Annotated in this window: 12 protein-coding genes; 2 read left to right on the top strand and 10 right to left on the bottom strand. The window is 51.9% G+C overall.

Going from position 1 to position 13,004, the window contains the following annotated elements; all coding sequences use genetic code 11:
- The 9 genes from JRI89_14055 to JRI89_14015 all read right to left on the bottom strand — a co-directional run.
- Window positions 1-1,032: trimethylamine methyltransferase family protein (locus tag JRI89_14055; GenBank protein MBW2072364.1), on the bottom strand; the 1,032-nt coding region annotated here is incomplete at its 3' end.
- 105 nt (window positions 1,033-1,137) lie between these two features.
- Complete coding sequence (locus JRI89_14050; protein ID MBW2072363.1) at window positions 1,138-2,076, bottom strand: MurR/RpiR family transcriptional regulator; 939 nt, start codon at window positions 2,074-2,076, stop codon at window positions 1,138-1,140.
- 40 nt (window positions 2,077-2,116) lie between these two features.
- Window positions 2,117-2,839, bottom strand: a complete 723-nt coding sequence (locus JRI89_14045) for an amino acid ABC transporter ATP-binding protein (GenBank protein ID MBW2072362.1) — start codon at window positions 2,837-2,839, stop codon at window positions 2,117-2,119.
- Between the two features lie 12 nt (window positions 2,840-2,851).
- Window positions 2,852-3,535, bottom strand: a complete 684-nt coding sequence (locus JRI89_14040; GenBank protein MBW2072361.1) for an amino acid ABC transporter permease — start codon at window positions 3,533-3,535, stop codon at window positions 2,852-2,854.
- Window positions 3,536-3,555: 20 nt separating this feature from the next.
- On the bottom strand, window positions 3,556-4,212 hold the full coding sequence (locus JRI89_14035; GenBank protein MBW2072360.1) for an amino acid ABC transporter permease: 657 nt from the start codon (window positions 4,210-4,212) through the stop codon (window positions 3,556-3,558).
- A 71-nt stretch (window positions 4,213-4,283) separates the two neighbouring features.
- On the bottom strand, window positions 4,284-5,099 hold the full coding sequence (locus tag JRI89_14030) for a transporter substrate-binding domain-containing protein (GenBank protein MBW2072359.1): 816 nt from the start codon (window positions 5,097-5,099) through the stop codon (window positions 4,284-4,286).
- Window positions 5,100-5,168: 69 nt separating this feature from the next.
- On the bottom strand, window positions 5,169-6,779 hold the full coding sequence (locus JRI89_14025; GenBank protein ID MBW2072358.1) for a hypothetical protein: 1,611 nt from the start codon (window positions 6,777-6,779) through the stop codon (window positions 5,169-5,171).
- A gap of 285 nt (window positions 6,780-7,064) precedes the next feature.
- Window positions 7,065-8,234, bottom strand: coding sequence for an FAD-binding oxidoreductase (locus tag JRI89_14020; GenBank protein MBW2072357.1), 1,170 nt, complete (start codon window positions 8,232-8,234; stop codon window positions 7,065-7,067).
- Between the two features lie 137 nt (window positions 8,235-8,371).
- Entirely contained in the window at window positions 8,372-8,512 is a 141-nt protein-coding gene (locus JRI89_14015) for a hypothetical protein (GenBank protein MBW2072356.1), read from the bottom strand.
- Window positions 8,513-8,802: 290 nt separating this feature from the next.
- Between JRI89_14015 and JRI89_14010 the strand changes: the two genes are divergently transcribed.
- Entirely contained in the window at window positions 8,803-9,420 is a 618-nt protein-coding gene (locus tag JRI89_14010) for a hypothetical protein (protein MBW2072355.1), read from the top strand.
- 67 nt (window positions 9,421-9,487) lie between these two features.
- On the opposite strand, the gene JRI89_14005 is transcribed toward JRI89_14010, so the two are convergent.
- Entirely contained in the window at window positions 9,488-10,990 is a 1,503-nt protein-coding gene (locus tag JRI89_14005; protein ID MBW2072354.1) for a response regulator, read from the bottom strand.
- Between the two features lie 661 nt (window positions 10,991-11,651).
- On the opposite strand from JRI89_14005, the gene JRI89_14000 reads away from it, so the two are divergent.
- Window positions 11,652-13,004 (top strand): hypothetical protein (locus tag JRI89_14000; protein ID MBW2072353.1); only part of this gene is annotated, 1,353 nt, incomplete at its 3' end.

Below are 13,004 nucleotides of genomic sequence, written 5' to 3'. Positions count from 1 at the left end.
GGCCACGGTCAGTGCCTGCAAAGCCTTTTCTACGCCAGCCTGGGCGTCAGAGACCTTGGAGTCGGACATGCCGCCTGTGCTGTAGGTGGGCAGGCCATAGAACTTGGCCATCTGGTTGAAACCGGCATTGAGCAGTCCCAGTTCTACAGCACCGGTGGCAATGACGCCGGTCCGCATGTTGCAGATGGAACCTATGTTTCCCCACATGACTGGCACAGTGGGATGCACCAATTGCGCCAGAGCAATCCCGGCAAGGCTTTCGGCAGTGTTCAACACCAGTTGTCCAGCCAGTGGTGCAGGCCCAGTGGTACCCCCCTGGGGGTCAGAACCTATGATCAAGGGATATCCCTTACTGGCAGCGCCGATGATGCCCCCTGCAGTCTTGTAGTCATAGGAAAGTGGACTTACCGCCAGGAAATTGAGGATGATCATGGGCCGTTGCTTGAAGGCCTCTTCACCTCCTGCCACGGCAACACCCATACGATACTGATCCATTGCTGTTTCTATCGAAAACTGAGTGGAACTCACCTGTTTGGTTGTATTGTTGTAAGCAGCCTGGACAGCATAGAGTTCAATCAATCGTTGATTGACGTCTGCGGGCGAAATCATGATCTTGAAAAAGTGTACGAACTCGAGGGCATCTACCAGCCTGGCAAAGTCCTCACAGTCCTTGAGGCAGCCCCTGCGCATCCTGCCTGATTCCAGATCCCGGACGTTGACTGGAAAGGTGCCAGTCCCAAAGTAGACACGGCAACCTTCAGCATGAATGTCTCGCTTGGGATCTCGGGCAGCAAGCAACATGGAAGATGGACACAGCCGCAAAGCCTGCTCCACCATGTTTCTCGGTATCTTGACAATGCGGCTGCTCTGATCAACGACAGCGCCGTGTTTGGCAAAGATATGGAGGGCTTGCTCGTTATCGAAGAAGCAGCCTACCTGTTGCAGCACATCCAGGGCCCGCTGATGGATCTCCGCTACTTCAGCCGATGTCAGTATTTTCAGATGTCCACCTTTCAGGTTCCAGATATCCATTGCTGTTCATTCCTTGCTTGGAGAGCTCATCACAGAGAGAGCCTGAGATGGCAAGCGTGGGCTCCCGGGCATGCTGCTGTTGTCTGAGCAGGAATTTGCCCATGTCTAGCGTCTGTTCTTCGGTCCCCTTTTTCCATCCATGTATTGGAAGAGGTCCATCTGGGCGGCGTATTCGTCGTATTTACCCAGTGTAAGTTGCGCCTGTTCGGGTATGCGCTCGCTGAACTCTGTCAATAGACCGCTGATAAAGACTATTGGTGAAGCATATGCGTCTACAAACGAAGGAATGCCCACCGGCAGGAAAAAAACCAGATCAGCCAGAGGTACTATTGGAGAAATATGGCTGTTGGTAATGGCAACAATCCGCGCTCCCCTGCTGGCAGCCAGTTCCCCCAGTTCCACGGTTTCTCGCGGATATCTTGGAAATGCAATGAGAAAAACCAGTGATTTTTCAGAAAGGCGCTGACAGATCGCCGATGACATGACCCCATGGCCGTGAATCACATCTACCTCTGGCTTGAGTTTGGAAAGCGTGTATCCGAAAAACACAGCCAGGCTGGTAGAGCTCAAACAACCAATGACGCAGATGCGGTCCGCCTCGGCCATCATGTCCAGACAGTGGTAAAAATCTGCGATCTTGATGCTCTTGGCCAGAAAGGTGAGATTCTCTATCTCCTGAACAACTACCCGCTCGAAACTGGATCTGGGCGGGTTCCCATTTGACTCCCGGCGCATCTCTCGGACCAGTCGGAAACGGCCAACTGTCCCCAGCTCGACTTGAATGGCCTGCTGTGCTTCGCGCGCCAGTTGCGCATAGCCATCATAGCCGAGGGCATTACAGAAGCGGATAATAGTGGCCTGAGACACCCTGGCCTCTTTCGCCAGATCGGTAATCGATAGAAAGGCAAGGCTCTCAGGGTTCTGCAGGACATATTCGGCAAATATCCGCTGACGTGGCGTGAATTCATCCTTGCGCCTGGAGATCTCATTGAGCACTTCGAGGGGAATAGGAACTGACTGTATCTGTTCTTTCATCGGAGTCATGGAGCGTCACCTTCTTGACATGGGAGTTTTCTGGTTGCCTTCATAAAATTTTACTGAGAAAAGCCTTTGTTCTTTCTTCCCTGGCATCGCTGAAGATGTCATCTGGGGTTCCTTCCTCCACTACAACGCCGTCGTCGAGGAACATGACTCGGTCAGCGACCTCCCGAGCAAAACCCATTTCGTGAGTTACACAGATCATCGTCATGCCTTCTCGGGCCAACTGTTTCATGACATCAAGAACCTCACCAATCATCTCTGGATCAAGGGCGCTGGTGGCCTCGTCGAACAGCATAATTTTGGGATGCATGGCCAAGGCCCTGGTGATGGCAACGCGCTGCTGCTGGCCGCCTGAAAGCTGTGCCGGGTATTTATGAGCTTGGTCCCAGATGTCCACCTTCCTCAAGAGCTCTTCGGCTGTCTTTCTGGCCTCTTCCCGTTTGACCTTGCGCACATGAATGGGCGCCATCATGACATTTTCGAGCACGGTCTTATGAGGAAAGAGATTGAACTGCTGAAAAACCATACCTACTTCTTCCCGCACTTTGACGATTTTGGTCTCAGGATCATTTACAGACATGCCATCCACAATAACCTGTCCGCTATCAATGGGAACCAACCGATTGACACAGCGTAGAATGGTCGACTTGCCAGAACCGGAAGGGCCAATAATTACCACAACCTCCCCTTCTCGAACATGGAAATTTATGCCCTTCAAAACCAGCCTGTCGCCGAATGACTTGTAAACATCGACAAAACGTATCAACTAATATTTCTCCTACTGTTTTCCTTCGGTCAACTTGCGTTCATAGTAAAGGGAAAAGCGGCTGAGTGGATAACACATAATAAAGTAGATAATCATGACTACTGTGTAGATCTCAATGCTCGCACTCTTTCGGCCCGCCATGACCAATCGTTCAATGGTTATCTGGCCTACCCTGATCAACTCCCGATACTCGATAATAAAACCAATGGCCGTTCCTTTCAGCAGCAGGGTGAACAGGCCAATCATGGGCGGTATCATGATCTTGACGGCCTGGGGCATGATGACCAACCGCATTCTCTGCACATAGGTCATGCCAAGCGCTTCAGCTGCTTCAGTCTGACCGAAGGGTATTGCTTGAATAGCGCCGCGTATTATTTCTGCCGCATTGGCTGACGTCCAGAAGACGCAGGCGATGAGCATGGCAGTAAAAGAGGAGATCTCCACATTGATCCAGATCCTGATAATTTCCGGCAGGGCAAAATAGATAAAGAGGATAGAGACTATCATGGGCACACCCCGCCACACCTCAACATAGGCCAGGGCTGTTGTCCTCAGCCAGCGTCTCTGGGACAACCGCATGAGACCAAAGACCAGGCCCACCAGAATGGATATGACCATCGCCAGAACACTCAAGACGAATGTGTGTTTGGCGCCACCAAGCAGAAACGGCAGGTTCTGTTTGAGCATGTCAAACATGGCAGTCTATTTCATCAAACTCACAGAGTTATAGCATAACGTCTTTCCACCTTCCTCAGCAGCCAGGTAAGTCCAAAAACAAGAACCAGATAAAGGACAGCGATAGTAGAATACATTTCGAGGAAAGTGAAATTGTCAGCGATCACATCTTGGGCCACGAAAGTAATCTCCACCACCCCGATTATGGAGACCAGGGCAGTGTTCTTCAGGAGTGAGACATAATTGTTTGCCAGAGAAGGCAGACAAATCCTCAATGCCAGGGGAATGGTGATGAGTCGGAGCCGCTGTACATATGTAAATCCCAGGGCCTCGCCCGCTTCGTGCAGGCCAAAGGGGACAGCCTCCAGACCAGAACGAAAAACTTCGATATTGTAAGCATTGAAGTGGAGAACCAGAGCTATGAGACCACAGTTGAAGGCAGAAACCTTGATGCCTATGAGGGGCAGCGCAAAGTAGAGGTAAAAAATCTGGGCCACTATAGGAGTATTTCGAAAAATTTCGATGTAGGCGATGAGTGCGTTTCTGCAGAGCCTGTTCTTGGAGATTCTCAAAATGGCGCAGACAATACCGAGAATTGATGAAAAGACGATTCCCCAGAAGGTGAGCAGAAGTGTATTCTTCAGCCCCATGCTCATATACGGCAGCGCATCTATTATAGCCTGAAAGTCAAAGCGCATAGCCTGTCCATACTTGTTTTCTGAGAACTGGGGGAAGAGGCACCGCTGCCCTCTTCCTCCCCGTCTGTGTGCTACTTGCTGAACATATCATCAATTCTCTTGAGATACTCGTCGAGTTCCTGCCCTTTCCACCACTTGCGAAGTGAACTTTGCAGATATCCGGTCTGATACATGTACCGCAGCGCCAGGTTAACATAGGCCTTTATATCGTCTTCACCCTTGCGAAAGCCGATTCCCCAATCCGTGGGATTGAACACTTCGCCGACAACCTCCAACTCTGGATTGTCCAGAATCAATTTAAACAGCAAAATGTCATCCTGGGCAAAGGCCACACCTCGATCATCCCTCAGGGCCTGCAATGCTTCCGATGTCTTGTCAAACTTTATCTGCTTGGCTTCAGGGACCAACTTGGCCAACCCTTGGGCACCAGTTGTGCCTTTTATAGTAATCACAGTCTTCCCTTTGAGATCATAAATAGATTTGATTCCCGAACCCTTCTTGGTCAGTAGCTGAACGCCTGATTTGAAATAGGGGATCGAGTAATCTACCACTTTGGCCCGCTGCGGTGTATAACCCATGGTAGCCCAGATAATATCGATTTTGCCTGAATTCAAGAAGGGAATACGGTTTCCCCCGGTGACAGCCACAAATTCCACCTTGCTGGGATCACCAAAGAGATATTCAGCCAGCTTGTGACATAGATCGATTTCCCATCCTTCAAATTGGCCTTTGGCATTAATGACGCCCCAGGGTGGATAGTCTCCTTTCACCCCTATGACGATTTTTCCACTCTTTATGATATCAGCGAGCGTTTTCGCCTGTGCCACCGAGAAGGACATGGACAGCGAAACCGCCACCACAATCAGCAGTGTAAGCATTCTTTTCATCGTCTCTCCCTCCTCCCTCAATCAGTTCCCACCAAACAACACCACCACATCCGCACAAAGATGTCACCATTATAGAAATTTCCACCCCCCCTCCTGGAAACGACCTTCACCATAAAACAGCCCTTTCTTGGTATACTCCTGCACCAGGGCTTGTTCGTGCAGGTGATTGCCACTCTGAAAAGCACGCCTTAGACGTTCGATGATGTGGTCCGTCTGCATCTGGTTCAGGACTCTCCGCCTGAGAGTGCTTCTGAACAGCAGTCGATCTGAAATCACCTGCGGTGGCAGGTCATAGCGCTTTGACCAGCGGAGTATTCTGGCCACGTAATCTCGAATCATCTGGATTTTTTCGGAAATAGCAAAAGGGCAGCGGCCGAAAACTCCAGTCATCACGGAATAAGCAACTCCGGTTACTCCACCAGCCCCAATACCTTCGTAGGGAACGACAGGAAGGCCCGCCTCGTGGAAAAGCCACGGCCCATCTGTTTGGTTAGGAAAGAGATTATTGGCAGGCCCCCCAATGATACGGACGCCAGCCCGCAAGAGCCGCTCGAGAGTCCCCCGAGTCAGAATGTCTCGCAAGGCACAGGGACAGAAGATGTCGGCCGCAATGTCATAAATAGCATCAGGGTCCTTGATGAACTCTGCCTGTCCGGAGGCAAATGCCTGCCGACACTCCAGTTGAAGGGTGCTGCATGTCTCTTTGCAAGGCTCAGCGATTTTTACCATGGTGCCGTTTTCTAGAAGGTGCTGCGCAAGTCTGTATCCTACCTCGCCACAGCCCTGCAAAGAGACGGTAAGTGTGCTGAGTGCCGGCGAACCCGGCAAAGCCTCCGCCATTGCCTCCAGACCCGCATAACTGGCATCGGCAGTGACAACCGCTGAGGGGATGCCATTCTGGTAGACACCAAGGGGAACAACACTGGTCGGGGCCACTGGCAAGGCGTGCCTTTCCAGATCCTTCAGGGACAGACCCAAATCTGCAGAGGTCACTATGAAACCAAGCCGTTCAAAAGCTGCGAAGATGGAGCGCAGGGCGGCGGCTTTGTGTCGCTTGTCCCCAAAGACAGCGATTTTGTTGCCACCATTGGGCGTTCCGACAACCTGGATCTTCATGGCCACAGCCAGACTCATATCCAGGGCGTCGGAAATGGCTGCCGCCTCGCTTGGATAATCGATCCAACGTATGCCGCCAGGCCCAAAGATCCGCAGCTTTCCATCTGCCCCTTCAAGAGAGGCAAACGACATAATGGAGGTGTAGGCTGCAAAACTTGGATCTTTTCTTTTGATTTCAAAGAGAGCTGTGTGATGACGCCAGTACGGCTGGCTGCTAGCTGGCAAGACGCCGGGGTGTCTGATCCATCTAACTGTGGTGCCATCCTCCATGGTGAACAGCTCGCGAGTCAGCGGTCCTTCTGGCAATGGGGGTGGCGGCACCTCGAGAACTCCAGGCGGCGACTCATCTTGCAACTTCTGCTGGGCACTCTCATTGCTCAAAGCACCATTGAAGCAGAAAAGCCGATTACCTTCCCGGAACCATCCTCTTTCCAGCGCCTCGTAACCGTAGGCCTCACGGACAAATTGCAAATCTTCCGCACTGTGTTGGTCTAGGAAAATGACTTTGCCGCCGGACAGGCGCTTAGCATGCACGGCCTGATTCAAGGTATATCCTTCGGCCATTATGAATCTCCGAAGATAATTGCTTCGACAGGATTGGAGAGAAAATTTCTTTTCAATCTATCTGAAGAATATATTTCATCACTATACTTGCATATATCTTATTGTCAATAAAATTCTCTCCTGGCCCCTTCGCAAAAAAAAAGCGATCTTCATCCAACCAGGTCTATGAGTGCAACTCGGCAGTAGTGATTTTGCAGGAGATGTCCGTGGTGGCCAGGGAGCCGCTGACAGCCATATCAGGATCAGCTCATTCAAGCGTGACTCTTCTGTTCCTCCCTGAAGCAATCAGTCTCTAAAGGCTGTCAACGGCTCCTTGATAAGATCCTCTTCGCGAAAACGCTGAGGTCGCAAAGGATAGATATCCAGGGTCTCTGTCTTGCCTGCCACGATGAGCTCCGAAACCACAATGCCCGTGGCCGGCGCATGCATAAAGCCGTGGCCGCTAAAGCCATTGGCACAGATAAAGCCGGGCAGCTCCGGGAAGGCACCTATAATTGCGTGGTTGTCTGGAGAAATCTCGTAGAGGCCTGCCCAGCCCCCAGCAATGCGGGCCCGCTCCAGAACAGGCAGCCGGTGCAGTGAACGCCTGGCCGTCCATTCTCTGGCCTCAAAATCAACATTCTGGTTGTAAGAGCTCTCGGAGTCCTGCGGACCTGCCAGGAGCACACCCGGTCCCTCTCTCCTGGTATACCAACCGTATTCCATGTCGATGATCATGGGAAAAACCGCTGGCAGGTCGTCGAAGGCGTCAGTATAAAAAACCTGTCTCCTTAGAGGTCGAACTGGAATATCGACTCCAGCCAGGGCAGCGACCCTGGCCGCATATGGCCCTGCTGCGTTGACCACCACCGGGGTCTGCACCTGCTCGCCGGTGGAAGTTGTCACAGCACGAATGGATCCTTGCTTAACCTCGATACCAGTCACCTCGATGCCCTCTCTGAACACAGCTCCCAACCTGCGGGCGCCTTTGACGAATCCCTGCAATACTTCACTGGGACCAGCATAGCCGTCCTGTGCTGTGTAGGAGCCGCCCTCGAGGTCATCTACCCGCAGGAATGGCCATCGTTGATGAATCTCTGAGGGAGTCAGCAGCTCCACTTCCTGAGCCATACTGCGCAGCAATTTTCCATTGGACTTGAGAATGTCCCATTGAGCGTCACTGCCGGCAAGGAAAAGGTAGCCAATTTCCTGGAACATGGGGTCTGTACCGAATTCAGTCTCGAAATCTTCAAACACTGTGCGGCTGAGCAGTGAAAATTGAATATTGATCCTGGTGGAGAACTGTGTTCGAATGCCGCCCACACTTTTGCCTGTGGAACCGGACCCCAGCATCTCCTTCTCCAGGAGAAGCACCCTGGCAATCCCCTTTTTGGCCAGATAATAAGCGACACTGACTCCAACAATACCACCTCCGATGACGACCACGTCTACTCTCCGGGGCAGGCTGCCGTTCATGGTTCTCCTCCCTACCCTTCCGCAGGTGCTTTCCGACTAGAATTACCTCAGATCACTGGCTCTCGAGGCTACAGCGGTGATCCATGGAAACTCAGCCTTGCAGCAATAGCTGCTCACCATGTACATGTCGAGGGCGCTCAGCAGCTGGAGGCAAAGTTGGACTCCCGACTCCTGTGTGGATATTTCATCAATTCATTCACCTGCTGCACAATGGTCGCCTCTATAGTTCCATTTTTCAGGGTGCTGTGGTCTCTATATACCGGAACGTAGGCCTCCATGCGCTCCTGCCTTCTGCAACATACTATCCAGCTATGCCAGGCATCCTCATCTGCCGGGGCCCTGTCCGGTGCAAGCCAGCTGATGCAGCAGTGATCTTGCCTCCAGCACAACTCCACGTTCAAGTTCACAGAGAGTTCCAGTTTGCCAAGATCAGAAGTTTGTAATTATAATACATTGCAAAATTCCTGCATGCTTTTCATTTTTCCCTTGCCTCTCGTTTATATGAGGCTATACGAATACACACTGGCAGACACAGCAGGACTCAGAACTCAGCCACAAGAAGGCCTCCATGACTGCAGAAAATGCTGCTTCCTCTTTTCTCCGCCGGCATGGCCACACCTCTCTGGTCAGCCTGGGCGCCGGCTGCCTGATAAACCGCATTGACAATCACCTCCGTCTCATGGCCGCCTTGAAGCTGCGCTATTATGTTGCCGTTGACCGCGCCCCGTACATCAAATTGACTTCTGCCAATATCTTTTCAGACCCTGCTGCCATGAGAGATTTGCTCACCGCCTATTATCATGGCAAACCCGAAAAGCTCTGGCAGGCCTTGAAACTGTTCCCCGGGACATGGGTGGAAGACCTGCTAGATATCCACTGCGCCGTGGTAGTCTGCCAGAAAGTCTATCCCGATTGCCGCTGGGAAAAGATTATCCTGTCAATGACTCCCAGGCTGGTGCTGCAAGAGGATCTTCACGGCTGTGAGAGGCAGCAGCTCCGGGGGCGGGACTACGTGCGAACCTGGACCAAGATTAAACAGTACGGTTTGCGGCCTTTCCGGCCCTGGCCCATATTTCCCTGGGAACGCAATTTGATCCTCTGGCGGCGGCGGGACTTTGCTGACGAGGAAGTAGAACGCAGTAGATGGAAGATGTTCTGGCGGTTGTGCGAGCGGTTCATCGGTTGAATTACTGCCGAAATATCTGCAACAGAGCTCTATGGCTCTATGAACGCCCTCCTGTGCCAGGCCGCTGTTAGAGGTGCCGCCTGGCCAATTTCTGCTGCAGTACATCAGGATCGAGGGGTTTCAACATGTAACCACTGAAGCCGTGGGCCCTGGCCCTCTCCTCGGTCAGATCGAGATCACTGGCTGTGATGGCCAGAATTGGAATGGGGCGGGCGGCGTCTTTTGCCGAGCGTCGAATCTCTTCTACCAGCTCGTAGCCGTCCATCTCAGGCATGTCAATGTCTGTGAGGATGGCGTCATAGTCGTTCTCATAATACTTTGCCAGTGCTTCCCTGCCGTCTTCTGCTGTATCAACCTTGTAGTGCAAGGCAGTAAGCTGACTCTTCATGACCTCCAGATTGATGGCATTGTCTTCAACCAGAAGGAGGCGCTCGATTTGCCTGTCTCCTTGCAGGTCAGCTTGCGGCCGGCTTCTGAGGGCTTGCCTCTCCTCATCGTAGTCGGCGTATGTCAGAGCAATATTGCGGAAGGTGTCCTTCAGTTCCAGAAAGGCATCCACCACATCCGGATCGAAATGGCTGCCCCTGCCCTTTACTATGATTTCAACAGCCTGCTCATGGGTCAGGGGAGGCTTATAAACCCTCTTGCTGATCAGGGCGTCGTAGACGTCGGCCAGGGCCATCAATCGTCCGGCAATGGGGATCTCTTCTCCCCGCAACCCCAGAGGATAGCCGCTGCCGTCCCATTTTTCCTGGTGAGAGTAGGCGATCTCCCGGGCGCATTGCAGGAAGCTGCTCTGGCCTAGCTTCTGTTCAATCAAACGCAAGGTGTCGCGGCCAATCGAAGTGTGCTTTTTCATCTCAGCAAATTCTTCCTCGGTCAACCTCCCCTCTTTCAAGAGGATGTGATCCCTCACCCCCACCTTGCCCACATCGTGCAGGGGCGCAGACAGATAGAGCAGCTCGATATTCTCATCGCTGAGGGCATGGTGAAACCTGGGGTGATCCTTTAGTTTCATGGCCAGGGCTTTAACGTAATTCTGGGTGCGTTTGATATGCCCCCCGGTCTCAGGATCCCGGCACTCGGCCAGGGTAGCCAGACCCTCGATCAACACCGCCTGGGTCAACTCCAGCTGCCGGGTCCGTTTCCTGACCAGCTCTTCCAGACGATCGCGATAGCGCTTCAACTCGAGCTGATTGCGCACCCGGGCCTTTACCAGCTCCAGCCTGATAGGCTTGGTGATGTAATCAACAGCTCCCAGAGCCAAACCCCTGGCCTCATCCTCTTCTGCTGCCATGCCGGTGATGAAAATTACTGGTATGCTGGCTGTCTTTTCGTCCTCTTTCAGCTTGGCACACACCTGGTAGCCGTCCATCTCAGGCATCATGACATCCAGCAGGATGAGATCAGGCAGGGCCTTGCGGGCAATGGCCAGGGCGCTCTGACCGTTCCTGGCGGCCAGCAGTCTGTATCCTTTGCTGTCAAGGGCCTGCCGCAGCACCTGCAGGTTGCTGGTGTTGTCGTCCACTAGCAGAATGACATCTTTGCCAGCGGTTGATAGAGAGCTCATAAGCTGCTTCTGCCAAAAGATGCTAAAGGATTTAGGGGCAGGTTCTCGGGTTCGAGGTTTGTTCAACATTCATGCCAGCTCCAAGACACGCCTGCTGAGCTGCCGCTCCTCGCCAGAATCCCCCCCGTCTCTGCTCTTCCGCTTTCTTGCCCATTTGAACTGGGCAACTTCTATCCTGGATTTCCTGGGAATCCAAATTCCCTTTGCCAATGATAGCATGAATAGGCAGCCTGGGCCGCCATTCTCATGGGCGGTCTTGGCAGTCGTTCTGAGTCGAACTTCCAGACGGACAATTCTTCCAGACAAACTTGACGCTGGCAGCACGGAGAATTCGAATGACAGTACTGGCCTCACCTAGATACTGTCAAGCCTGGCCTCGAACCTCAGCCTGAAATCCTGTAATGCTATTGACAATGCCATTAGCTATGTGATAACTCGCTCTATCAACTTACTAATTCCTCTTGCCTTATGCTCTTGGGCAATGGCAGAAAGAAAGATTGCAGTTAACTGGCTTGCAGGGGAACTCTCGGGGAAGGGGAAATCATTGCTGCACACTCGAGGCAGAGAGGCGCGCCCAGCTACATCACACCACTCTGATTGAGCGATCAGCAAAATTCTTTCTCTATCTTTTTCCATCCACAAATTCCAGAGGGAGTCTATCATGAGCGCATGGAGGATCCTGATTATTGCCATTGGTATGATGCTCTTTTGTGCACCTCTTGGCAATCGAGTGTTGCTGGCAGCAGTATTCAATGTGGACAATGCCACAGATTTTCAGAACGCCCTTACCACTGCAGCCACAAACGACCAGGACGACACAATAAATGTAGCGGCTGGTGAATGCGACATCTCTACTACCCTTATTTATTTCACGCCCGACGGCGACGGCGGCCACACCCTCACCATTCAGGGGGCAGGCAGAGACCAGACCATCCTTGACGGCGGCGACAATGGTCAGGTCATGAGCATTGGAACAGACTCCGATCTCAATGGAGGCGACAATGGTGGTAATATCCTGATAAGGGATCTTACAATTAGAAGGGCTAATTCTTCAGGAAATGGCAGTGGTTCATGGATAAAAACAGTTGAAGCCGACATTACAATAGATAATTGTACATTTAGCAACAACAAGATTACGAGCAGTGGTTTTGGTGCCGGTGTGTTCATTAGATCAGGTTCAGGGACAGTAACACTTAGCAATAGTCTTTTCGATGCCAATCTAAATTCCTCCGCTAGCCTTAGTGGCGGCGGTGCTTACCTGTCGAGTGACTCTGGGAACATTTATATCTCCAACAACACATTCAGCCGCAATAGTGCATCAGCAGGCAGCGGCGGTGCTTTCTCCGCATCGACGTCAACGGATCTGGCGGGTCATATTGCCGTGAGTGGTAATGTGGTATCTGGAAATACTGTGAATGGAGGCGGTGCTGTAGTTATTTCCTCTTCTACCGGAGACATAACCGTAACAAATAATATAATCAGCGGAACCACTGGTGGGAGTGGATTATCTGTCGGTACTAACGGGGTAGATTCTATGGTAAGGATAATCAACAACACCATCACCAACAACACCACTCCAAACTATGGTGGCGGCCTTGCTATAACATTGTGGGATGATACCGCCTCAGTGGATATCTACAACAACATAATCTACGGCAACACCGCTAACTTCGGTGGACTTGATGGAGATGATGTGTATATAAATCCAGATCTAAATGGAAACGACACAGGAGCCTCGGTTAGGCTTTATAACAACGACCTTTCAGGCAATGCGGTGTTTGCTGAGGCCTCAGATTCAAACCCCGGCAATGGCATACTTGAATCAGAAGACCTTTATATCACAGATGTAGACAACTATTCTTACGGTTCAAACATCCAGACAGACCCCTTGTTTATCGCTCCAGCAAGCGGTAATTTTCACCTCCAGCCCACGTCACCCTGTATAGACGCCGGAGACAACAACGCCCCAGCAGTCCCAGCAACCGATATTGACGGCAACACGAGACCCGTGGAT

This window comes from Deltaproteobacteria bacterium, from assembly GCA_019309045.1.
Classification (GTDB): Bacteria; Desulfobacterota; Syntrophobacteria; order BM002; family BM002; genus JAFDGZ01.
Note: the sequence above shows the minus strand (reverse complement) of the source record. Positions and strands in the feature narration are given on the sequence as shown.

What these genes read in the sequence shown, in the direction of transcription:
- JRI89_14050 (MBW2072363.1), bottom strand. Translation starts at nt 2,076, where the DNA reads ATGACTCCGATGAAAGAACAGATACAGTCAGTTCCTATTCCCCTCGAA.
- JRI89_14040 (MBW2072361.1), bottom strand. Translation starts at nt 3,535, where the DNA reads ATGTTTGACATGCTCAAACAGAACCTGCCGTTTCTGCTTGGTGGCGCC.
- JRI89_14035 (MBW2072360.1), bottom strand. Translation starts at nt 4,212, where the DNA reads ATGCGCTTTGACTTTCAGGCTATAATAGATGCGCTGCCGTATATGAGC.
- JRI89_14030 (MBW2072359.1), bottom strand. Translation starts at nt 5,099, where the DNA reads ATGAAAAGAATGCTTACACTGCTGATTGTGGTGGCGGTTTCGCTGTCC.
- JRI89_14025 (MBW2072358.1), bottom strand. Translation starts at nt 6,779, where the DNA reads ATGGCCGAAGGATATACCTTGAATCAGGCCGTGCATGCTAAGCGCCTG.
- JRI89_14020 (MBW2072357.1), bottom strand. Translation starts at nt 8,234, where the DNA reads ATGAACGGCAGCCTGCCCCGGAGAGTAGACGTGGTCGTCATCGGAGGT.
- JRI89_14015 (MBW2072356.1), bottom strand. Translation starts at nt 8,512, where the DNA reads ATGGAGGCCTACGTTCCGGTATATAGAGACCACAGCACCCTGAAAAAT.
- JRI89_14010 (MBW2072355.1), top strand. Translation starts at nt 8,803, where the DNA reads ATGACTGCAGAAAATGCTGCTTCCTCTTTTCTCCGCCGGCATGGCCAC.
- JRI89_14005 (MBW2072354.1), bottom strand. Translation starts at nt 10,990, where the DNA reads ATGAGCTCTCTATCAACCGCTGGCAAAGATGTCATTCTGCTAGTGGAC.